General features: G+C 55.0%; 23 protein-coding genes. 13 read left to right on the top strand and 10 right to left on the bottom strand.

Going from position 1 to position 20,142, the window contains the following annotated elements; all coding sequences use genetic code 11:
• Positions 1–259: AIR carboxylase family protein (locus tag KUL77_RS12010; RefSeq protein WP_297147535.1), on the top strand; the 259-nt coding region annotated here is incomplete at its 5' end.
• Positions 256–1,395, top strand: coding sequence for a 5-(carboxyamino)imidazole ribonucleotide synthase (locus tag KUL77_RS12015; protein ID WP_297147538.1), 1,140 nt, complete (start codon positions 256–258; stop codon positions 1,393–1,395). The genes KUL77_RS12010 and KUL77_RS12015, both read left to right, overlap by 4 nt.
• A 71-nt stretch (positions 1,396–1,466) precedes the next feature.
• On the opposite strand, the gene KUL77_RS12020 is transcribed toward KUL77_RS12015, so the two are convergent.
• Positions 1,467–2,045, bottom strand: coding sequence for a Fe-Mn family superoxide dismutase (locus KUL77_RS12020; RefSeq protein WP_297147541.1), 579 nt, complete (start codon positions 2,043–2,045; stop codon positions 1,467–1,469).
• Positions 2,046–2,195: 150 nt separating this feature from the next.
• Between KUL77_RS12020 and grxD the strand changes: the two genes are divergently transcribed.
• The 9 genes from grxD to KUL77_RS12065 all read left to right on the top strand — a co-directional run bounded on the left by grxD (position 2,196) and on the right by KUL77_RS12065 (position 12,083).
• Positions 2,196–2,519, top strand: coding sequence for a Grx4 family monothiol glutaredoxin (gene grxD, locus KUL77_RS12025; protein ID WP_297147544.1), 324 nt, complete (start codon positions 2,196–2,198; stop codon positions 2,517–2,519).
• Positions 2,520–2,521: 2 nt separating this feature from the next.
• Complete coding sequence (locus KUL77_RS12030; protein WP_297147547.1) at positions 2,522–3,241, top strand: SDR family NAD(P)-dependent oxidoreductase; 720 nt, start codon at positions 2,522–2,524, stop codon at positions 3,239–3,241.
• Positions 3,242–3,244: 3 nt separating this feature from the next.
• A complete protein-coding gene (locus KUL77_RS12035) occupies positions 3,245–3,853 on the top strand; it encodes a YhgN family NAAT transporter (RefSeq protein WP_297147550.1) in 609 nt (202 codons plus the stop codon).
• Positions 3,854–4,053: 200 nt separating this feature from the next.
• Positions 4,054–7,311 (top strand): carboxypeptidase regulatory-like domain-containing protein, encoded by a 3,258-nt coding sequence (locus KUL77_RS12040; RefSeq protein ID WP_297147553.1) that lies wholly within the window; start codon positions 4,054–4,056, stop codon positions 7,309–7,311.
• Between the two features lie 142 nt (positions 7,312–7,453).
• Positions 7,454–8,797 carry a nucleotide 5'-monophosphate nucleosidase PpnN gene (gene ppnN, locus KUL77_RS12045; RefSeq protein WP_297147799.1) on the top strand — a complete coding sequence of 448 codons (1,344 nt, stop codon included), beginning with the start codon at positions 7,454–7,456 and terminating at the stop codon, positions 8,795–8,797.
• A gap of 209 nt (positions 8,798–9,006) precedes the next feature.
• Entirely contained in the window at positions 9,007–9,318 is a 312-nt protein-coding gene (locus KUL77_RS12050) for a hypothetical protein (RefSeq protein WP_297147559.1), read from the top strand.
• Positions 9,319–9,507: 189 nt separating this feature from the next.
• Positions 9,508–10,794, top strand: a complete 1,287-nt coding sequence (locus KUL77_RS12055; RefSeq protein WP_297147562.1) for an O-antigen ligase family protein — start codon at positions 9,508–9,510, stop codon at positions 10,792–10,794.
• 100 nt (positions 10,795–10,894) lie between these two features.
• Positions 10,895–11,296 carry a hypothetical protein gene (locus KUL77_RS12060; RefSeq protein ID WP_297147565.1) on the top strand — a complete coding sequence of 134 codons (402 nt, stop codon included), beginning with the start codon at positions 10,895–10,897 and terminating at the stop codon, positions 11,294–11,296.
• A gap of 442 nt (positions 11,297–11,738) precedes the next feature.
• Positions 11,739–12,083, top strand: a complete 345-nt coding sequence (locus KUL77_RS12065; protein ID WP_297147568.1) for a hypothetical protein — start codon at positions 11,739–11,741, stop codon at positions 12,081–12,083.
• Positions 12,084–12,267: 184 nt separating this feature from the next.
• Here the strand turns inward: KUL77_RS12065 and KUL77_RS12070 are convergent, their stop codons facing one another.
• The 8 genes from KUL77_RS12070 to KUL77_RS12105 all read right to left on the bottom strand — a co-directional run bounded on the left by KUL77_RS12070 (position 12,268) and on the right by KUL77_RS12105 (position 17,292).
• Positions 12,268–13,398: a zonular occludens toxin domain-containing protein gene (locus KUL77_RS12070; protein ID WP_297147571.1), complete on the bottom strand. Its 1,131-nt coding sequence runs from the start codon at positions 13,396–13,398 to the stop codon at positions 12,268–12,270.
• A gap of 5 nt (positions 13,399–13,403) precedes the next feature.
• Entirely contained in the window at positions 13,404–13,697 is a 294-nt protein-coding gene (locus tag KUL77_RS12075; RefSeq protein ID WP_297147573.1) for a DUF2523 family protein, read from the bottom strand.
• 3 nt (positions 13,698–13,700) lie between these two features.
• A complete protein-coding gene (locus KUL77_RS12080) occupies positions 13,701–15,203 on the bottom strand; it encodes a hypothetical protein (protein WP_297147576.1) in 1,503 nt (500 codons plus the stop codon).
• Between the two features lie 94 nt (positions 15,204–15,297).
• Complete coding sequence (locus KUL77_RS12085) at positions 15,298–15,525, bottom strand: hypothetical protein (RefSeq protein WP_297147578.1); 228 nt, start codon at positions 15,523–15,525, stop codon at positions 15,298–15,300.
• Between the two features lie 12 nt (positions 15,526–15,537).
• Positions 15,538–15,747: a hypothetical protein gene (locus tag KUL77_RS12090; RefSeq protein ID WP_297147581.1), complete on the bottom strand. Its 210-nt coding sequence runs from the start codon at positions 15,745–15,747 to the stop codon at positions 15,538–15,540.
• A 47-nt stretch (positions 15,748–15,794) separates the two neighbouring features.
• The gene (locus KUL77_RS12095) at positions 15,795–16,064 is read right to left on the bottom strand and encodes a hypothetical protein (protein ID WP_297147584.1); all 270 of its coding nucleotides are present in this window, start codon (positions 16,062–16,064) and stop codon (positions 15,795–15,797) included.
• A complete protein-coding gene (locus KUL77_RS12100; RefSeq protein ID WP_297147587.1) occupies positions 16,061–17,092 on the bottom strand; it encodes a replication initiation factor domain-containing protein in 1,032 nt (343 codons plus the stop codon). Before KUL77_RS12100 ends, KUL77_RS12095 begins: the two co-directional genes overlap by 4 nt.
• Positions 17,092–17,292, bottom strand: a complete 201-nt coding sequence (locus KUL77_RS12105; protein ID WP_297147589.1) for a hypothetical protein — start codon at positions 17,290–17,292, stop codon at positions 17,092–17,094. The genes KUL77_RS12100 and KUL77_RS12105 overlap by 1 nt, the downstream gene beginning before the upstream one ends.
• Before the next feature lie 612 nt (positions 17,293–17,904).
• Here KUL77_RS12105 and KUL77_RS12110 point away from each other — a divergent pair.
• Positions 17,905–18,303, top strand: a complete 399-nt coding sequence (locus KUL77_RS12110) for a helix-turn-helix domain-containing protein (protein ID WP_297147591.1) — start codon at positions 17,905–17,907, stop codon at positions 18,301–18,303.
• 26 nt (positions 18,304–18,329) lie between these two features.
• Here the strand turns inward: KUL77_RS12110 and KUL77_RS12115 are convergent, their stop codons facing one another.
• Positions 18,330–18,716: a hypothetical protein gene (locus tag KUL77_RS12115; RefSeq protein WP_297147594.1), complete on the bottom strand. Its 387-nt coding sequence runs from the start codon at positions 18,714–18,716 to the stop codon at positions 18,330–18,332.
• 189 nt (positions 18,717–18,905) lie between these two features.
• Here KUL77_RS12115 and KUL77_RS12120 point away from each other — a divergent pair, with 189 nt between their 5' ends.
• Positions 18,906–20,141, top strand: a complete 1,236-nt coding sequence (locus KUL77_RS12120; RefSeq protein WP_297147597.1) for an HD-GYP domain-containing protein — start codon at positions 18,906–18,908, stop codon at positions 20,139–20,141.
• Position 20,142: the final 1 nt, after the last annotated feature.

Below are 20,142 nucleotides of genomic sequence, written 5' to 3' on the forward strand. Positions count from 1 at the left end.
TAAAACCGCCGTACCGGTGCTGGGCGTGCCGGTGCAGAGTAAAGCGCTCAACGGCATGGATTCGTTATTGTCTATCGTGCAGATGCCTGCAGGCATTCCGGTGGCCACCTTCGCCATTGGTAATGCCGGCGCGGCTAACGCAGCGCTGTTTGCAGCCGCCATGCTGGCGGTGGAATACCCGGCTATTGGTGCCGCGTTGGCTGCTTTTCGCGCCAAGCAAACCGAGGACGTCGTCAATAACGACGACCCGCGCCAGTGAGCACGGTCGGCATTTTAGGCGGTGGCCAACTGGCCCGCATGTTGGTGCTGGCGGGCGCACCATTAGGCCTGCAATTCAAAATTTTTGACACCGTAGCCGATGCCTGCGCCGGACAGCTTGCATCGCTGACCATGGGTGACTACGCCGATACAGCCGCGCTTGCCGATTGGGCAACGGGCGTGAATGTGGCCACATTCGATTTTGAAAACGTACCCGCGCAGGCCGCGCAGCAACTTACTGCACAGACACAAGTGGCGCCGAATGCGCGCGCACTAGCGGTTGCACAAGACCGGCTTTCGGAGAAAACCTTATTCCGTGAACTGGGCATTCCGGTGCCGCCGTTTGCCGCGATCGACACGCTTGTACAGCTGCAGGCCGCGGTTGTTGCGCTAGGGACGCCCTGCATTCTTAAGACCCGTCGTTTTGGTTACGACGGTAAAGGGCAGTTCCGCATCAAGTCGGCGGCTGATGTCGAGGCCGCGTGGGCTGCACTTGGCCCGCAGGCGGAAAAAGTAGGGCTGATTTTGGAAGGTTTTGTAGCCTTCCAGCGCGAACTCTCGGTGGTGGCAGTACGCAGCCGCAGTGGCGAGTTCCGCGCTTGGCCACTAACGCAGAATTGGCATGTAGATGGCGTGCTATCGGCCAGCCTTGCGCCCGCACAGGTGCCCCCAGAACAACAGGCGATCGCCCTCGCACATGCACAGAAACTGGCTGAAGCGCTTGATTATGTGGGCGTGTTCGCACTCGAACTGTTTGAACGCAATGGTGAACTGCTCGCCAATGAAATGGCCCCGCGTGTGCACAACTCGGGCCACTGGACGACAGAAGGCAGCGAAACATCGCAGTTTGAAAACCACCTGCGCGCTGTAGCGGGCCTGCCACTGGGTAGCACCGCTATGCGCGGCTATGCGTGCATGTTGAACTGGCTGGGCGAGATGCCTAACCGCGAGGCCGCGCTGCGCGTGGCAGGCGTGCATTGGCACGACTACGGCAAGCAGCCGCGCGACGGGCGCAAGGTTGGGCACGCCACTGTGCGCGCCGACACTCCGGCTGAATTAGCGCAGGCGCTTAGCGCACTGGGTGAGGCATTGAGCCGCCAGGCACAAGTGGCGCCGGTGGTGGCCCGGCTGGGCTAAGCGGGCCTCCCAAAGTAGTTAGCAAAACGGCCGGGGAAACCCGGCCGTTTCTATGGCGCAAACCAAGAGGCTTACTTAAGTTGCGATGCCACAAAGTCCCAGTTCACCAGCGCCCAGAACGCTTCCACATACTTCGGGCGGGCGTTGCGATAGTCGATGTAATAGGCGTGCTCCCACACGTCGCAGGTGAGTAGCGCGGTGTCTTCGCCGGTTAGCGGGGTGGCCGCGTTCGGGGTGCTGACCAGCGCCAATGCGCCATCCGGGCGCTGCACCAACCATGCCCAGCCAGATCCGAAGGTGGTAACGGCGGTCTTGGTGAACGCTTCTTTGAACGCTTCAAAGCTGCCGAATGCGGCATTGATGGCATCGGCCAGCTTGCCGGTTGGTGCGCCGCCGCCATTGGGCTTTAAGCAATTCCAATAGAAGCTGTGGTTCCATACCTGCGCGGCATTATTGAACATACCGCCCTGCGACTTGCGGATGATGTCTTCCAGCGAAGCGTTTTCAAACTCGGTGCCCACAATCATGTTGTTCAGATTGGTGACATAGGCCTGATGGTGCTTGCCGTAGTGAAAGTCGATGGTTTCGGCCGAAATATGCGGTTCCAGCGCGGTGCGGTCGTAGGGTAGGGCTGGCAAGGTGATAGCCACGAAGAACTCCTTATCTAGCTGTTTGAATCGAGCGGTTTGAAAGATGCGAGCCGAAACGGCGCACAACGAATTACAATAGCGGATTGTATCCATTTCGCCCGTTGCGTCATCGTGAAATCAACGGGCTGCACTGTTGCAGGAGCTGAAACAATGCCGTCTGTGGAAGAGCGCATCCGCGCCGAGATCGAAGGCTACCCCCTCGTGATGTTTATGAAGGGGACGGCGCAGTATCCCATGTGCGGTTTTTCTAGTCGCGCGGTACAAGCGTTACAGGCGGCAGGTGCCACGCATTTGCATACGATCAATGTGCTGGAAGAGCCCGAAATTCGCGCCAATTTGCCGCGTTATTCCGATTGGCCCACCTTCCCACAGATCTTTATTAATGGCGAACTGATCGGCGGCTGCGACATCATTGTTGAACTGGCCGAGTCGGGTGAACTGGCACGCTTGATCGCAGACTTGCACCAAGGATAAGCATGAATAACGTGTTACAAGACCGCGTCATTTTAATCGCAGGCGCGGCCGGTGGGCTGGGTAAAGAGGCGGCCATCGCCTGTGCAGTGGCAGGGGCCACGGTTGTGTTGCTTGGCCGCAAAGTGGCGCCGCTTAACCGCGTGTATGACGCGATCAAAGCCGTTGGGCCAGAACCCATTTTGTATCCACTCGATTTAGAAGGCGCGTCTCCGGACGACTACGACCAGCTAGCGCAGGCGGTGGAAGGTGAATTTGGGAAGTTAGACGGTCTGCTGCACTGCGCCGCCGAGTTCAAAGCACTTACCCCACTGCAGCACACAGATCCAGCCGACTTCGCGCGTGCGATCCATGTGGACCTTACCGCACGCTGGTGGCTGACCCAAGCCTGCCTGCCGCTGCTATTCAAATCCGATGCCGGTGCGGCAGTATTCGTGGTGGACGACCCCATGCGCACCAGTGGCGCTTACTGGGGCGCTTACGGGATTGCGCAAGCAGGGCAGGCGGCCATGATCTCAATATTACAAGCAGAATTAGGCAGTTCCGGCCCGCGTATCAGCGGCTTGCAGCTTGGCCCCATGCGCACGAATTTGCGTGCCAAAGCCTACCAGCTCAATGCCGATGCCAAGGCACGCTCGGCCACAGACTACGCGCCGCTTTGCGTTGAAATGCTCACTCCTGCGGCCGGCACATGGCGTGGAACAATACGCAAAGCCGAGGACTGATCAATGACGATTACCGCCGCCGCACTGCTGCTGTTTTTTATTCTTGATCCGTTGGGCAATATCCCGGTGCTGTTGAGTTTGTTCAAGAATGTGCCTGCCCACCGACAGCGCAAGGTGTTGACCCGAGAACTGCTGATCGCCCTTGTGGTGTTGATGCTATTTCTCTGGGGCGGGCAATATGCATTGAACTTGATGCACCTGCGGCAAGAGTCGGTGTCAATTGCTGGCGGTATCGTGCTGTTTCTCATTGGTCTGCGCATGATTTTCCCCACGGCTGAAGGGGTGATGGGCGATGTACCAGGCGGTGAACCTTTCGTAGTGCCGTTGGCTGTTCCCATGATTGCGGGGCCTTCCGGCATGGCTGCTGTGATGCTGCTTGGTAGCCAAGAACCTAACCGCATGTTGGACTGGATGCTGGCCTTGATTCTTGCTTGGGGCGCAACCGCCGTCATTCTGTACTCGGCGCCATGGCTCAAAAAATTGCTTGGTACCCGCGTATTGACCGCCGTAGAGCGTCTGATGGGGATGGTGATCGTAGCGATTTCGGTACAAATGTTCTTGGACGGCGTGGCGTCTTACTTGAAGACACCTTCGCAGGTAGGGCTGGGTTAAAAAACTGGCTGTCACGACCGCGACATGCCGTTGTCACACCTCCGTCATGCATGCTCGTTATCATGTTAAACTTTAGTAATACCGTACAGCAGGGTACGGCCCACACATTCCTGCAATATCGCCGTTGATGTCCGAAATTAGGCCGCAGCGGCGTTTAGTCCATTGTCAGTTGTTCTCCTCCAATAATCAGAGGTTATGCCATGAACCATCCGAGCCGCGCTAGGCTGTCCAAGCTTTCGCTGGGTTTGATCGTCGCCCTCGCCGCAGCACCTGTTTTCGCACAAAGCACCTCCGCCGGCGTCGGTGGCCAGGTCGTTTCCGCTGGCGGCCAGCCGGTGGCAGGTGCCGAAATCACCATCACCCACGTTGAATCCGGCACAGTCAGCCGCGCCACCACCGATGCCAGCGGCCGCTACAACGCCCGCGGCCTGCGCGTGGGCGGCCCGTACACCATCGTCATTACCAAGGCGGGTGAGGGGAGCAAGACTGAGGATGGCGTGTATCTGAACCTAAATCAGGTCAATACCGTCAATGCCCAGCTCAACAATAGTGTTGCTGCCACTATGGATACCGTGCAGGTGTTGGGCGTAGCTGGTGGTTTGGATATCTTCAGCACCAATAAGATGGGTTCAGGCTCCAACGTAACCCGCACCACGATCGAAGCCCTGCCTTCGGCCAATCGTAATATTCAAGATTACATTCGCCTTGATCCGCGTATCTCGCAGATCAGTAAAGCCGATGGTGCAATCTCTGCTGGTGGCCAGAATACCCGCTATAACGCGATCCGCATCGATGGTATCGGTGCCGGTGACCCGTTTGGCCTTGAGTCCAACAATCTACCAACCGAGCGTCAGCCGGTGTCGATGGATGCGATTCAAGAAATCAATATCGATCTGTCCAATTACGACACCACCATCTACGGTGGCACTGGCGCGGTGATCAACGCTGTGACTAAGTCGGGAACCAACGACTTCCACGGTTCGATCTACGGCAGTTACCGCGATAAGGATATGGTGCGAACCCGTCTGGACGGCGATAAAGGCGATTTCAACGGTTTCAATGATGAAAAAACCTACGGTATGACGGTTGGTGGCCCAATCGTTAAGGACAAGCTGTTCTTCTTCGCTAACTACGAAAAGTACCAGCGCTCAGCGCCGGGCGTGGCGCTGGCCGACGGCCCATATGGTAAGGGTGATATCACCGATACCCAGATCAAGCAGGTGCAAGACTTTATGTCTGCCAAGGGCTATGACGTAGGTGGCCTAGATGCTCCGGATAGCAAGACCGAGATCGAGGAATACGCGGTCAAGCTGGACTGGAATATCAACGACGATCATCGTGCAGCGCTGCGCTACAACAAGATGGAGCAGAGCGTGATGCGCTTCCCCGGCATCAGCTCCAGTCAGCTCTCGCTGAGCAATTACTGGTATGCCCAACCCAAGACTTATGAAACGTGGATGGGTGAGGTGTTCTCGGACTGGAGCGATAATTTCTCCACCGAATTCAAGATCTCGCACAAGGATTACGCGGCTAGCCGTGTGCCAGCAGTCGATCTGCCGGCGATCCAGATCAAGGGCTTTGGCCCGAAGAACAATTCGTTGTTCATTGGTACGGAGCAGAACACTCACGTCAATATCGTTGAGTCTAAAGAGCTGAGCGTATTTGCCGCCGGAACTTGGTATGTGGGTAACCACAGCGTCAAGTTCGGTTTCGACTACAGCGATAACGACTTGATGAACTTCTACGGGCGCAACCTCAATGGCGTCTATGAGTTTGCCAACCTGACGGATTTTCTCAATGGCGATCCGTCGCGCTACCAGTTGCGCGCCCCGCGTCCGGGTGGCAGCCGTGACGACATCCCCGCATCCTTCACGCTGAAGAATACTGGCGTATTCTTGCAAGATACTTGGGCGATCGGAAATAATCTAAACCTGATGTTCGGCCTGCGCATGGACATGCCGGAGTTTAGTGAGCAGCGCCTGTATAACGCACGCATCGAGCAGTTGTATGGCTATAACAATACCAACCTGCCAGAGAAGAAGCTGTTCCAGCCGCGTGTGGGTTTCAACTACACCTTCGATAGCGAACGCCCAACTCAGCTGCGTGGTGGTGTGGGTCTGTTCGGTGGTGCAGCGCCCAACGTCTGGCTGGCTGGTGCCTATCAGAACACGGGTTTGAATTACGTTGAGTACGACCTCAAGGGCAATGCTGCGCCGAATTTCGACCCGACTGTGCCACCTCCTACCGCTGGTTTGACTCCGTCGGCAGCACGTCAGAACGTAGACGTCATCGCGCCGGGCACACGTCTGCCGTCGGTATGGAAAGCCAACTTGGCGTTCGAGCATGAATTACCTTGGTATGGCATGGTGGCATCGGCCGAAGTGCTGGTTACTAAGGTCAAAGATGCACTGTATTTTGAACGTCTGGACTTAATGAACCCAACCTTCACGGGCACCCAAGATGGTCGTGATAACTACTGGAATGCTGCTGGCCGCAATCCGGCTAATGCAGGCCAGTACGGCATGGAGGTGGGTAAAATCAACGGCAAGACTTGTACGACGGCACAGGTCAGCGGCGGTTTGTGTCCGGACGTGAAGGGCAACCGTCCTAGCGATATCGGCGATGTGATGCTGTTGCGCAATACTGACAAGGGGCGCAGCACCCAGTTGACTTTCGCCCTCAGCAAGCCGATGACCCAGCACTGGGGCTGGTCGTTGGGCTATACCTACACCAATGCCAAGGAAGTCAGCCCGCTGACCAGTTCGCAGAACACCTCGAACTGGAACAATACATTGATCTTCAATGCAAACGAGAACGTGGCGTATAACTCACGCTATGCGATCAAGGATCGTTTGACCGGCACTGTTGAGTGGAAGCATGCTTTCTTCGGTGACTACGCTACTCGTGCAGGCTTGTTCTACGAAGGTCGCACGGGTCGTCCGTATAGCTACATCTTCTACAACGACGCCAATGGCGATGGCGCAGGTACCAATGACTTGTTCTATGTGCCGAAGGGCTATGGTGATGTGCTGTTTACCGGCGGCGCTACCATGGAAAAGGCCTTCTTTGACTGGCTAGAAAATACCCCCGAGTTGAATGCATTCCGTGGTTTGGCTGTGCCTGCCAATTCGCATCGCGCTAAGTGGGTCAATAGCTTCGATGTTCGGATCAGCCAAGAACTGCCGGCTTTCTTCAAGGGTCATAAGGCCGAACTGTCGTTGGACATTATGAACATCGGCAACCTGCTCAACAAAAAGTGGGGTTTGATCGACGACTATGGCTTCTACTCGACTCGTCGCGTCGCAAACTACGCAGGTATTGATCCGGTCACTGGAAAATATATCTATACCTTTACAGGTTCGACCGATAACGCTTCCATTCAGGAAAACAATAACGACAAGGGCAACACCGCCGTGTCGCGCTGGTCGGTGATGGTGGGCTTCAAGTACAAGTTCTAATCCACCGCAACAACTGCACCACCAAACACCCGGGGCAACCCGGGTGTTTTTTTGCGCCATTCTCATGCGATTGAGTTAAAGTGAGGCCATGACAACGACAACAAAAACGCCGCAGGGTGCGGCCTTAACCACCCTTCCTACCATCAGCACCCACATCTACCCACACGGCGCGCTGGACGTGCTCTCGCGTGAAGAAGTGGCGCGCCTACGTGATGCATCGTCCGGCGGCTTGCATGAGTTGTTGCGTCGCTGCGCACTGGCCGTGTTGACCTCTGGCAGCGCCTCGGATGACCCGCGTGCGGCCGGTGAGCTGTATCCGGATTTCGATATCGAAGTGCGCCAACAAGATCGCGGCGTGCGGATCGAATTGAAAAACGCGCCCGCCATGGCCTTTGTAGATGGCGAAATCATCCACGGCGTAGCCGAACTGCTATTTGCCGTTGTGCGCGATCTTGCCTTCACCGCAATCGACCTCAACGGCGACACCTCACTCGACACTACAGAAGGCATTACCGACGCCGTGTTCCGCCTGCTGCGCAATGCGCGCGTGCTGCATCCGGCCGACCCAAATCTTGTCGTGTGCTGGGGCGGCCACTCAATTGGGCAAGAAGAATACAAATATACCAAGCAGGTGGGCTACGAGCTTGGCCTGCGCGGGCTAGATATCTGTACTGGCTGCGGCCCCGGTGCCATGAAGGGGCCGATGAAGGGGGCTACCATCGCCCACGCCAAGCAGCGTCGCCACCGCACCCGCTATATCGGCATCACCGAGCCTGGGATTATTGCAGCGGAATCACCTAACCCCATCGTCAATCATCTGGTGATCATGCCGGATATTGAAAAGCGCCTCGAAGCCTTTGTACGCATGGCGCACGGAATTATCGTGTTCCCGGGCGGGGTAGGGACAGCAGAAGAAATTCTCTATATGTTGGGGATCTTGCTACAGGAAGAAAACGCCCATCTACGCTTCCCGTTTATCTTAACGGGCCCCACCGGCGCAGCGCCCTATTTTGAACAGATCGACAAGTTCATCCGCCTGACCTTGGGCGACGAAGCGGCCAAACTGTACGAAATCATCGTGGCCGACCCGGTGAAGGTGGCCAAGCGAATGGACGCGGGTGTAAAGAAGGTAAAAGAGCAGCGTATCGCCCAGCGTGACTCGTTCTTCTTTAACTGGGCGTTGCACGTGCCGTTGGAGCTACAGCAGCCGTTTAGCCCCACCCATGAACTTATGGCCGGGCTGGATCTGCACCACGGCCGCAAGCCGCACGAACTTGCAGCAGACCTGCGCCGCGCGTTCTCCGGTATTGTGGCGGGCAACGTGAAAGAGGAGGGGCTGCGTAGGATTGAGGCGCACGGCCCCTTCGAAATCCACGGAGACCCCGATATCATGCGTGCACTAGACGCGCTGCTGCGCGCGTTCGTCCAGCAGCGGCGCATGAAGATTTCGGGAGAGTACAAGCCTTGTTATAAGGTGGTTGCGTAATGAATTTTGCACATCCTCTTGCATTCCGTCGTAGGTTTTGCTAGGATCGCTGGGAACCATTTTTTGCTGTTTCAATATCCGCCTAAACAAGGATGATCCCCATGAAGAAGCTTGCTCTTGCTCTTTTTGTTGCTACGGTCTTTTCGTCATCTGCTTTTGCAGCAGGCCAAGACGCTAGCATCACTCTTCAAGTCAACACTGGTTCCGTCATGACCAGCACGGGCGGCGATTTTGTATCGGCTGCCAGCGGTCAGGCAGTTGCGGCAGGCCAGAGTGTCATGCTAAACGCTGGGTCGTCTGCTACGTTGACCTATGGCAATGGCTGCAAAATGGAATTGACCCAGCCGGGTACTTACAGCGTTCCGGCAGAATGCAAAGCTGCGGGTGGTAAGAGCAGTGGCGGTTCTAGCGGCATGAACGCTGCTGTCATTGCTGGTGCTGCTGCGCTGGGCGCCGTTGCGATTGATCAAGGCAAGAACACCGATAACGGCCCTCTGAGCACCGGTGTTCGTCACTACTGATCATTCTAGATCGTACTAGTTTTACCAACAGGGCAGATCGGGAGGTCTGCCCTGTTGCTTTGGTGCGCACTAATGGTTTTTACTCGTGTTTTGATTTGTTACAGGTAAAGTCTAAGGATGGGAACTGCGCAGCGATTGCTTTTGCCCGCTCTATTGGTGCTCCTTGTCGCGTGCTGGTTGGGGGGCGGGGTGACCGTTGATGACACTTGGGTCGATGAAGGGCTGCAGCTGCTTGCTCTTCCCGTTTTGTTATTGGCGGCTTGGATATTGTTTGAAAATCCCGCATCGCACTGGGCACGCTTTGGTATCGCGCTAGCAGCGCTAATCGCCGCGGTGCCTGTGCTGCAGCTGCTTCCCATTTCAGAACAGTTCTGGTTGCGGATTCCGGCAAGAGCCACTCTCGCAGAAGATTTACGTATTGCTGGCGTCACTACGGCTCCGCACTGGACGCTTTCTCCTCGCGCCACGGAGGCTTCACTCTGGGCTTTGCTGCCTGCAGTGGCCGCTTTTTTAGCCGCCTTAGCCCTAGAGACCCAGCAGCGACGCCGCGTAGTGCAGGGCGTTTTGGTTTTAGTGTTATTTAATGTCGCGTTCGCCTTTTTCCAAACGGGACTACCTCCCGATAGCCCGCTTCGCTTGTATCAAGACTTCAATGCTGGCTTTGGCGGGCTATTGGCTAATACGAATCACCAAGCGACAGCATGCAATATCGGGATGGCGCTAGCTATTGGATTAGGTGCTGAAGCCAGGCTTCGGGAAAAACGCGGGATGGCCACGGTTCAGCGTAGCTGGTGGTACTTTGGACTAGCCGTGGCCCTACTGCTGATGGTGCCCCTGTCTACTTCTCGCGCGGGTGTGTCGCTCGCACTCCCTGTATTAGTATTGGCACTGTTGCTAACGGCCACGCTTCGCCTTGGGCGCATGTTGCACAGCCGTCGGGCGATGCTCATTGGTATGGGGCTCTTGGTGTTAGCTGTCGCAGGTGTACATGCGGCTCTTGGCTGGATGGCTGTTGATCAAGCCGAAGAACTACGCCACACCATGGCGGCCGCCACGGTGCAATTAGGGGAGGCGAACGCCCCCTTAGGCAGCGGTATCGGTACATTTGTGCCCGTGTTCGAACAGGCGATCCCGCGTAACCTTCTACTATCTGGCTTTATCAACCATGCACACAACGAGTACGCCCAATGGTGGCTAACGACGGGTTGGCTGGGCATGCTCGTCCTCGGCTTGACGCTTACATTGCTGTTGGCAGCCACATGGAAATTGTTTCGTAGTGAAGGGCGCCACGCAGCTCTAGCTGGTGGGTGTATGGCCGCCATTTTTGCCGTGTTGGCGCATTCTTGGGCCGAGTACCCTTTGCGCACGCTTACTCTGATGAGCACGACGGGATTACTTTGTGGCGTGCTTCTCGCGTCACTTGCCGAGGTGCACCCTAGGGGTAAGAAAGGTAAGCGTCGGGTAGATCTGACCTAATTCCGCGGCAGTTCCTGATCGGTGCCGACCCAGATGGGCGTTAGTCTGTTTAAGGCCCATCTAGTCGGTTGCTCTTATGCATACTCAGCATTTACCGTCGATGTTCACCGCCGTACTGTTTTTATTCTCTGGCCGGGCCGTGAGCGGTGAACTGTATCGGTGTGAAAGCTTGAAGGGAGCAGTCAGCTTTCAAAGTGCGCCATGTTCGCCTGAGCAGACGCTGCGGCAGGTGTATGCCTTTCAGTCGGAGCCGCCGGTGGTGCTGACACCACAGCAATCCATTCGCGACCCACGTTTTCCCGAAACAACACGCTGGCGCAGGGCTTCTAACTATCAATCCGCTTATCGTTTTCGCGCAAAGCCTCAGTTGACGGATGCGGATCGATGTAAAGCTGCAAAGAGCAAGCGCGCATTGAAATTAGAGCAACTGGGGCTAAACCGCACATACGAGCAGCTGAGTCAGCTTGGTGAAGAGGTGCGAAGCGTTTGTCACGGATATTGAGTTTTACATAATATGCATTATGCGAAGTGGCTCAAGAATGAGGCTTGCTTGATCTGGATATGGGTCAAGTGGAAGCTCAGCCGACACAATCGAGGGCCGAACAATCTGGAAGCTTACGCATGTTAAGAGAGGATGGAACCGCGCCCTGTCACAAACTCGGAACAAGGCCCAACGCTTGCGCAATTGCGCTTTACAGGCAAATGTCAGACAACCACGTCACGCTAACAGGGCCGTGGGCCGGTTGGCGACTCGCTGGGCGTGATCTTGTCGCGCCTGATCGCCAGAGAATCAGCCCGGAACGCTTGCGCGGTCTGTTGTGGCGCGAGGAATCCGAAGCGCGGAGAGATCGCGCACGAGCTCGAAAGATCGAACCCAAAGTGATACCCGCACGCGAGAGGTTTTGCGGCTACGCCTAGCGCTATTGTCCGGCTACAATTCGGACATGGGGAATCAATCATCTATTAGCCTAACGGGCATCGTCGGCGCTGGAATCATGCTTATCGTGCTGATTGCCAGCGCCGCCGGAGTTATGCAGATCGCAGACAGTGCGAAGCGCTCGAAACGCCCTCGCCCGCTGGCCAAGGTAGCCAAGTCCGAACCGTCAAAGAATGTAGAGCTCGAAAAGCTGCGGCAGCAACAAGCCGCCGAACTAGAGCACATTCGAATGATGCGGGAACAAGCTGCAGACGAACGCGCCAGAGAGAACTACAAGAACACTAGATGCCTCGACGGCATTCTATTTGAAACCGTAAACGGTGAGCTCTCGAACGTGGGCCGTTGCGATTAAAAGCGGTTTGGCAGGTGGACAGTGTAGGCGCGTGCGGTTAGGTTGGAACCGAACCGGCGAGGCGGTGGAAGCCGTAACGCAAGAGGCGTCAACGTAGGGGCAAGCCCCTACACCCCAAGAGCTGCGCGACGAGCCGAAAACTTGGCCAAGTTTCAGAGAGGGTTAGGCGGTGCCGTCCGACCGCTCAAAATCGCAGTCGGCCAGCCCCGCCTCTCATCTGTCCATAGGATGCTTGAACATCCGTCCCAGTGCTACCCGTCACCGCAGCAGAAGGCGCAGGACGCGCAGCAGGCGAAGGAGCCGGTAAAGGTGCCGAAGGTTGCGCATATTGGCCTGCCACTCTGTAGGGGTTATAGACTTGGCCACCGCGGGCAATCCTGCGACATTCGCCCTGACTGATGTCGTAATCAGTGCCTTGTTCTGTAATGCACTTACAACCGCCTTCGGTGTGCTTATTGTTCGCGTCCAAGCCGGGGCCACCACTCATGCAAAAAAGCTGAGGATCGCTAACAGGTTGACGATGGTCAAAGATTGGAGCCGTCCAAGGCATCGTTGCAAAACGTGGCAAATGCGCTTCCGCGTAATCTGCAGCCGTTGCCCAGCGTGGTGCGTCGGGGTCAGCAGAAGCGCCATCCGAGGCAAACCGACTGCCAGATATGGACGTGCCTCCTCGTGCATCGTGGGCCGCCGATTGGCCTGCAATCTTGCCGGTGAAATACCACTTCAGCGCAAGAAGAATCACAACAAGGAACACGACGCCGAACAGTAGCCAACGCAACCACATAGGCATGTGGCGTTTAGTCGTTATTTTCGTTGTGCTGGTGTAGTAGTCAAAAACATAATTAGGACGAATCCAATCCACCGCATCATTGCACGCCCCGTTAACGTTGCTTTGGTATTGGTTCCAGCGCTTTAGCTTGGTCTTACTGCGTAAAACGCTAGTTTGCCTAACGTGTATATGCTGCTCGTAAAGACCACGTAAAAACGGGTCAAGCTGCAAGCCTTGCTGAGCAATCAGAATAAAGTCAAAGCCTCGGTGCCGATGACGCGCCATTGCCTCGACGTGCTCAGGAACCTTAGCGCCGGGGTTACGATTCGGGAAGACGGTATAACACTCATCAAGAAGGATCACGGAACCGTCGGGCAAATCTTGCCAATTTTCAGGTTCCGCTAGGTAGTTAAACCCGGCCCGCTGGTAGTCAAAATCCTTGATGCCAGAGGCGTAAATCTCGCGGCCCTCTTTCTTCAAATTAAAAGCGTGGTCAATGGCCCAAGCCGTTTTGCCGTGGCCCGGTTGACCAGTTACAAGAATCATACCCATTAGGGAGTACTCGCAATTTTAGAAAGCACCACGCGCTGAAGACGCACAGCCGCATAAGCAGACAGAATCAAGGTCACGGCCTTATCAAAAGCAAGCGCCCCTGCATAAGCAAGCAGGACGGAAGGAAGGCCGCCCATGTAGCTTTGAATGAAGGATTTAAGTGCAGGTAAGGCTATTTCATGCGCCGTGAGCGCAATTCCGAACGTAAGCAGAACCCGACCAATAAGGCCCGGTAGGTACTGGCGTAACGCACCGATGAGCGCAGCAACTAGCGCGCCGATAATTGCAGGCATTGGTTAACCCCTCGCAAGAATAACTGAACTCACGACGGAGGCACCTAGAAGAACAATAGCCGCCATCATTCCAATAAATTGACAGAAGTAAGCAGGCGGGCTTGCAAGTGACTGGGCAAATGAACCGCCGAGGCCATCACCGCCACCGGCCATAATTGCAGGACACGAACCCACTCCACCAAGCCAGCCGCCAGAATCCAGAGAATCTAAACTCTGGGTTTTGGTCTGGACGCCCTGCGTATCGCCTGCGCCCTCGCCCTGCCCTGCGTCTTGGTTCATGCCATCGACCTTCGTCCAGCCCGGTTGACCTTCGTCACCCTCGCCGCCCGTTGCGCTTTTGTCTTTCTCGAGAGCGCAAGCAGTGCGCCACTGCATTAGAAGCTGGCTGTATTCCATCGCACCGCACAAGTCACCAGTGCAAACAGGCATAGCGTTACATGCACCGCCGGAGATATTCACATTACGGCGCGTGTTGCAATCGATGCGCCATTGGATACGGGCCTGACCGCACATAATCGGGTCGCCACTACAAGCCGGAGGTGATGAACAGCTATCACCGCCGCTAAAATATTTGTCGTCATCGCCGTCGTCTTTATCCGTGTCGCCGTCTTTTTTACAAGTGCCATCAGCGCCAGCAGTTTTTCCTTCACCGCAGGCGTCGGGTTTCTTTATGCAAGAGCCGTCAGGCCCCTTAGTTTCACCCGCAGGGCAGGTGTTCGATTCAGGCTTACACATGCCGGTCGAATCGGCAGACATGCCTGAGGGGCAGCCTACCTTGCACATGCCTGTAACCGGGTCTTTAACCTCGTTCGATTTGCATTCATCTAGCGGTGGAACGCACATATTCAGGCCATAGTTCATAGTCCAGCCGGGGCCGTTATCACCACAATTTGTTGGCGACGCGATGCAGTGAAAGCTTTCTCCATCGCCAAAAAAGGTATTCGAATAAGTACCGTCGCCATTCGATTGAGCTATATACATACAACCCGAATCACAGCCAATCGAACCGTTTGGGATCATGTAAGAGTAAGTAACGCTAGACTTATTCGCCCGGCCGCTACAGGAGTCCATACACTGGTTAGTGATTGAATTCTGTATTTGACCGGATGGGCAAACAACAGAACAAGATTTAGTTGCTTGATTAAATGCGCTTCCAGAAGGGCAAAGAACAGACCAAGAAACCGTAAACCTAGGGTCAGTTGGATTTATAGGACTAAAAAGAGAAGGGGAACATTTATTATAATTATTTTGATGGACATACGTCGCAAAAGCCTTTTTAGATGAATAATCATAATTTGGCCCGCAAACCAAGTAATTAGTTACAGCGTTTTTTGATATCCAAATGGATAGAACATTCTTTGCATTCTCAAAAAAAACGCAAGAAGATGGAAGAGCAGAAGGGTTAGGATTCAAACAAGCATTAGATTCTGCCGGATCAGAAGCAAGCGAAGGTAAAGGATAAAAAAAAAGGCAAATAATTAAAATTAACCCGAAATAGCGAGCCATAAGCCACCTAACAATCCAAGCATCACAAAATAACCCGCGTATTCCATCACCCTACCCCTTTAGAGATAGGGCCGGTTTCCCGGCCCGTATCGGTTTAGCCCCCAGCGGCTCGTTGGGCTTTCTTGATGAGCACAACGACACCCGTCAGCGTCAACACACCAACGCCAATTAGAGTCATTTCCGAGGCATCCAGCGCACCAGTAACAGCGGTAGCAAGGTCACCCGCAAACGCTGGGCCGGTCATCATTGCAGCAGTACCAACCGCTGCGAAGGTGTAAAAACCACTCTTGGCCTTTGCGGCCGCTTTTTGGAACACGTTCATAGATACAACTCCTTAGCCGCTTGCCGCTGCCCGGCGGGATTGCCGGATCATGTGGCCAATCCCCCAAAGAACCCCGATAGCGCTGGAGATCAAGAGGGAATCTTCAATGCTCATCGGCGGCGGAAACGATGAAGCAACAGACCAGAAAGGCGCGGCACAAGCATTTGTAACGGCGTCAAAATCCGATGCAAGGCAATGCATGACAAGTGTCGGCTCAATCATGGTTCTTTCCGAGGCGCCCGCCGCAAGCGACGGACGCCTTCAAATGGTTAGCGTTTCGGAGCCGGTGCGCCGATGGAAACGAGGGGAAGACGTCGGGCCAGCTTCAAATCTCCGAAGTCGCCCACGCTGATTGCGTCCTCAATGTCACAGGAATATTCACCAAGCGGGAATGGCTCATCTTTGCCAAGGTCAAGGCGGATACGCTGGCGAAAGCGTGCACACTCCGCTTGCGCGTCTTGCGTGCGAATAACGCCGGAACGCTCGCCCTTAATCCATTTTTTTTCATCTACGTTGAGGCTGGTGATTGTGATCTTCATAAATATATTTCCTGTTCAAGAGATTCAGATAACTGCGCTTTTACAAGCGCGTGAAGATCGCCGGGAATTTTCTTGAATCGTCCGGGGCGACCGGGCCGAACGACGTTTTCCATGAGGTATTCGAGCGCTTCATCACCTAGGGCATTCATGACCAGATGCAGCGCGGTTCCTGCCTGATTACGCAGGAAGCGAACCATTGCCTTAGCACTCGCGTTGATAATTTGGTCTTTAACAAGGAGGCGCTCAGCCTCACCGATGACATAAGCAGCCAACACCGGGTAAGCACCGGAAAAATACTTGCCGGGATCGCGGAGAGCGTCTAGAGGAAGATCTAAGCGCTTGGCGTAAAGGCGAAGCTCACAGCGCGTATGCCTTGAGTCAGGATCGCCTAATTGCTTGCCCTTTTCGTAAACGTTTAATTGCTTGTGGCCTTTCTGGCCTACGTAGAAGCTGCAACCCTTGCCGCTTCCCATGTCATCAACAAAAACAGGCGTGGGAGGTCTGCCGTTCATAGTGAACTTGCCCTCATCATAGAAATTTAGAAAGGTCTGGATATCGAAGGTTTCGCCGGTGAGATCATCCACGGCAATATCAAGGCGGGTAATACGCCCGCCGATGCGTTCTAGATTGGCCGCAACGGTCGGCCAGTTCGTGACGTGCTGGCAACCTTGGCCAGTCAGTGAGATGCACATGCGGCCATCGTCACCAAGGCCAATACGCCCCGCCACGCTTCCGGTTGAGTCAACCATTACCGCGCTTTTTGGGTAGAAATTGAAAGGACGATCCTGAACAGAGCCAACGGCGATAGATCCACCAACACCGAAGATAGAGCGCAGAACCTCAGCCGGTGGCAACTTGCGCATGAACGCTTTAGCCGCGTCGGTATCTAAAACAACAGTGCAGAAATCGATAATCGGACAACTTAGCGATGTGGGGGACTTTTGGCCCGTGTTACTAACCGGGCCAACTGCCGAAGTTGCGGCAGCGTTTGCACGCTCGAAGCGGTGAAAAGGTGCGACAGCGGCCATTAGTGAGCCCCCATAGAGGCGCGTTCTTCGAGCGCAGCGCAGAGAATGCCCGCCCAAAGCTCTACGCGGGCGGCGTCGTCAATGTCGCGTTGAGAAGCGCAGGAGATGGCGCGGAGGTTACAGAGCGCGGCAGCGTGCGCGCAGACCGCGCCCAGCTCACGGCGAGTGAATAGGTTAGCTTCGCGGCAATAGCCAATCATGGGAGCTCCCCCTTAGGCGTAGGAATGTTCCGACGTTGGCGGCCGATTCGCGGAAAAGCCAAGCCATCGAAAGGAGCAGCAGCGGAATAGACGCCATGCCAAGCGACCCCATCAAGCAGGGGAACAACATCAAAGACGCACGCAACCTTGAACGGAAGCGAACGACGGAAACCAAACACAAGACGGGCAAGGCGGAAGGAGTCGAGGAACTCCGAGCGAGTTAAAGAACGCTGGGAAAAAGTATTCAAGTTAGCGGCCCCTTACGTTGAACTGCCAATACAGAACCGCGCAGCACACAACACCGACGCCAAAGCCAAGCGCGAATGCGGCTTGAAAAATGCTGGCGATATCCTGCTGAATTTCCATTGCTTGCCCCTTTGAATGGAGCCCGCCGGATGAACTGGCCCCTCACCGGGAGGGGTTCAGCGACCTACCCGGCGGGCATAGTCGTTTGCTCATCGACACCGGGGCGGATAGGGCGCGGCTGGGGATGCCTCGGGTTGAACAGTTCCCTGCCCTACGGCCCGCCCCGGTGGCGTGGCCATGTCTCTAACCAAGAGACACGCGGGCAAGTACACTACCTAGAGACAAAACTGTCAATAGGGTGGAGACATGGAGCAGCTAAATAAATTACTTGACAAAATCAAGGAAACGCGCTCTCTCGCGTCAGATAACGCTCTCGCAGAATCCTTGGGAGTAAAAAGGCAGACGGTAAGCAACTGGCGGAAGGAAAGAACATTACCCGATGCCGTACAGTGCGCCACCATTGCGGGACTAACAGGCGAACCCCTCGCCCGCGTTCTTGGAATTGTGGGTGAAGCCCGCGCAATCAGCAAAGAAGAAAAAAAAGTATGGCGAAGGCTGGCGGCTATCGTTTCCCTGGGAATCGTTTCCCTGGGAATCGCCTTCTCAAACCCAGCAAATGCAAGGGACGCAGACGGCCAGCAGATCGAGCGCGGAGCGGTAACTACTATGCATTATGCGAAGTTATTAAAAGGTGGACTTTCCTAATCAGAGTTCAAATCATGAGGTCGCGATTATTCGCTGTATGCTGAACATCTCTCGTTTGACTGGTCAAATGTGCCGCCACCAATGCGCGTCACCTTGCCGTTAACGCACGCAAAAGCGGCTTTTTTCTGCATTGCTTGAACCGGCCCCATCATAGACGGGTAACGGTTCGGCTGTTGATCGCTGCGGTAAGGCGACGTAGGCAACGATGCAGGTTGCACAGGTGCGGCCTGTTCAAGCTGAGAAGTCACCTCCTTCAGGGATTCGTTAAAGCTGTCGGCAGCGGACCTTGCAGCCAACGCAACAACGGCCGCTTGCAAAAGACTATGCACAATCAGCGCAGCAAGCACCGCGCCGAAAATACGCCAAAAAGGTGTGCCGCCTTCATCGTCTCTGGTAAATGGTTTTCGGCTCATGTAGGGCTCACAAAGGAGCAAGCCTAGCACACGCTAAATTAAATGCAGGGTTGGGCAACATGTCTGTTGCCTAAACACAAAATTTGATGTGGTTCAGATAAAGGAGCTTCACTAAAACGCTTGCTCGGCAACTGTGCGAGGATGTGCGGTTGTCGCGATGAGCGATGTCAGGGGTGTGCGTCACACATAATGACGGCAGTAAGAGAAATTGAAATAGGCCAACTCTGCCTAGGCATGTACGTGCATAAACTAGGCACCTCGTGGCTAGACCATCCTTTTGTGCGCAGTAGTTTTTTACTGGAAACGCAGGAGGATCTGCGCAAAATTCAGGACATTGGCATTAGGACGGTTTGGATCGATGAATCCAAAGGGCTTACGCTGGACGAATCCACTGCAGTGGCCGAAGTTGATGCCCCTGAAGAATGGCCGGTTGAGCTGGCTGCGCCTGTTGAAGAGGAAGCACAACAAGGTGGTAAAGAACGATCGCTCGCCCCTACTTCAATGATGGTTGAGCTTGAGCATGCGCGCGCATTTTGTTTGGCGGCCAAAGAAGAAGTAAAACAGCTGTTTGCAGACTTGCGCATGGGGAAGACGGTCACAGAGGCGTCAGTCATTCCTTTGGTTGAAGAAATTTCAGCCTCTATCTCGCGTAACCAAGCTGCATTGATTAGCGTAGCGCGGCTTAAAACACACGATGACTACACCTACCTACATTCGGTTGCGGTATGCGGGCTGATGCTGGCACTTGCTAAGCAGCTTGGGCTGGATGATATGCAAACCAAGAAAGCAGGTGTTGGCGGCTTGATGCACGACTTTGGCAAAGCCTTCATGCCGCTTGATGTGCTCAATAAGCCGGGCAAGCTCACAGATGACGAATTCGCCATTATGAAGCAGCACCCGGTGGAAGGCGCGCGCGCGTTGCAGCAGTCTGGTGCGTCTGCTGAGGCTGTTGATATCGCCCTGCACCACCATGAAAAAATCAGCGGCCTAGGATACCCGCACGGGTTGAAAGGCAACGAAATTACCCTGCTCGCGCGCATGGGGGCCGTGTGTGATGTGTATGACGCGGTAACCTCCGTACGCGCCTACAAAGAGCCGTGGGACCCAGCCATGGCGATGCATCAGATGGCGCAGTGGCAGGGGCATTTCGACACCAGTATTTTTAATGCGTTCGTGAAATCCGTGGGTATTTATCCGGTAGGATCATTGGTACGTTTAGCCTCAAACCGGTTGGCCGTTGTAACCGAGCCAGGCAAACACTCCCTACTCTCGCCCATCGTTCGTGTATTCCATTCACTAACGAGCCAACAGGATATCCATGTGGAAACCGTCGATCTTGGTGCGCCGTCGTGCCGCGATAGTATCGTGGCTAGAATGGACCCTGCCGTTGTAGGTGGAAGAAATCTCAACGCGTATTGGCAATAAT

It is taken from the genome of Thermomonas sp. (assembly GCF_019104945.1).
Lineage (GTDB): Bacteria > Pseudomonadota > Gammaproteobacteria > Xanthomonadales > Xanthomonadaceae > Thermomonas.

Excerpts from the sequence above, each read along its gene's own strand:
- grxD (WP_297147544.1), top strand. The coding sequence starts at position 2,196 with ATGCCGTCTGTGGAAGAGCGCATCCGCGCCGAGATCGAAGGCTACCCC.
- KUL77_RS12030 (WP_297147547.1), top strand. The coding sequence starts at position 2,522 with ATGAATAACGTGTTACAAGACCGCGTCATTTTAATCGCAGGCGCGGCC.
- KUL77_RS12035 (WP_297147550.1), top strand. The coding sequence starts at position 3,245 with ATGACGATTACCGCCGCCGCACTGCTGCTGTTTTTTATTCTTGATCCG.
- KUL77_RS12040 (WP_297147553.1), top strand. The coding sequence starts at position 4,054 with ATGAACCATCCGAGCCGCGCTAGGCTGTCCAAGCTTTCGCTGGGTTTG.
- KUL77_RS12050 (WP_297147559.1), top strand. The coding sequence starts at position 9,007 with ATGACCAGCACGGGCGGCGATTTTGTATCGGCTGCCAGCGGTCAGGCA.
- KUL77_RS12060 (WP_297147565.1), top strand. The coding sequence starts at position 10,895 with ATGTTCACCGCCGTACTGTTTTTATTCTCTGGCCGGGCCGTGAGCGGT.
- KUL77_RS12065 (WP_297147568.1), top strand. The coding sequence starts at position 11,739 with ATGGGGAATCAATCATCTATTAGCCTAACGGGCATCGTCGGCGCTGGA.
- KUL77_RS12070 (WP_297147571.1), bottom strand. The coding sequence starts at position 13,398 with ATGATTCTTGTAACTGGTCAACCGGGCCACGGCAAAACGGCTTGGGCC.
- KUL77_RS12075 (WP_297147573.1), bottom strand. The coding sequence starts at position 13,697 with ATGCCTGCAATTATCGGCGCGCTAGTTGCTGCGCTCATCGGTGCGTTA.
- KUL77_RS12080 (WP_297147576.1), bottom strand. The coding sequence starts at position 15,203 with ATGGCTCGCTATTTCGGGTTAATTTTAATTATTTGCCTTTTTTTTTAT.
- KUL77_RS12085 (WP_297147578.1), bottom strand. The coding sequence starts at position 15,525 with ATGAACGTGTTCCAAAAAGCGGCCGCAAAGGCCAAGAGTGGTTTTTAC.
- KUL77_RS12090 (WP_297147581.1), bottom strand. The coding sequence starts at position 15,747 with ATGATTGAGCCGACACTTGTCATGCATTGCCTTGCATCGGATTTTGAC.
- KUL77_RS12095 (WP_297147584.1), bottom strand. The coding sequence starts at position 16,064 with ATGAAGATCACAATCACCAGCCTCAACGTAGATGAAAAAAAATGGATT.
- KUL77_RS12100 (WP_297147587.1), bottom strand. The coding sequence starts at position 17,092 with ATGGCCGCTGTCGCACCTTTTCACCGCTTCGAGCGTGCAAACGCTGCC.
- KUL77_RS12105 (WP_297147589.1), bottom strand. The coding sequence starts at position 17,292 with ATGATTGGCTATTGCCGCGAAGCTAACCTATTCACTCGCCGTGAGCTG.
- KUL77_RS12110 (WP_297147591.1), top strand. The coding sequence starts at position 17,905 with ATGGAGCAGCTAAATAAATTACTTGACAAAATCAAGGAAACGCGCTCT.
- KUL77_RS12115 (WP_297147594.1), bottom strand. The coding sequence starts at position 18,716 with ATGAGCCGAAAACCATTTACCAGAGACGATGAAGGCGGCACACCTTTT.
- KUL77_RS12120 (WP_297147597.1), top strand. The coding sequence starts at position 18,906 with ATGACGGCAGTAAGAGAAATTGAAATAGGCCAACTCTGCCTAGGCATG.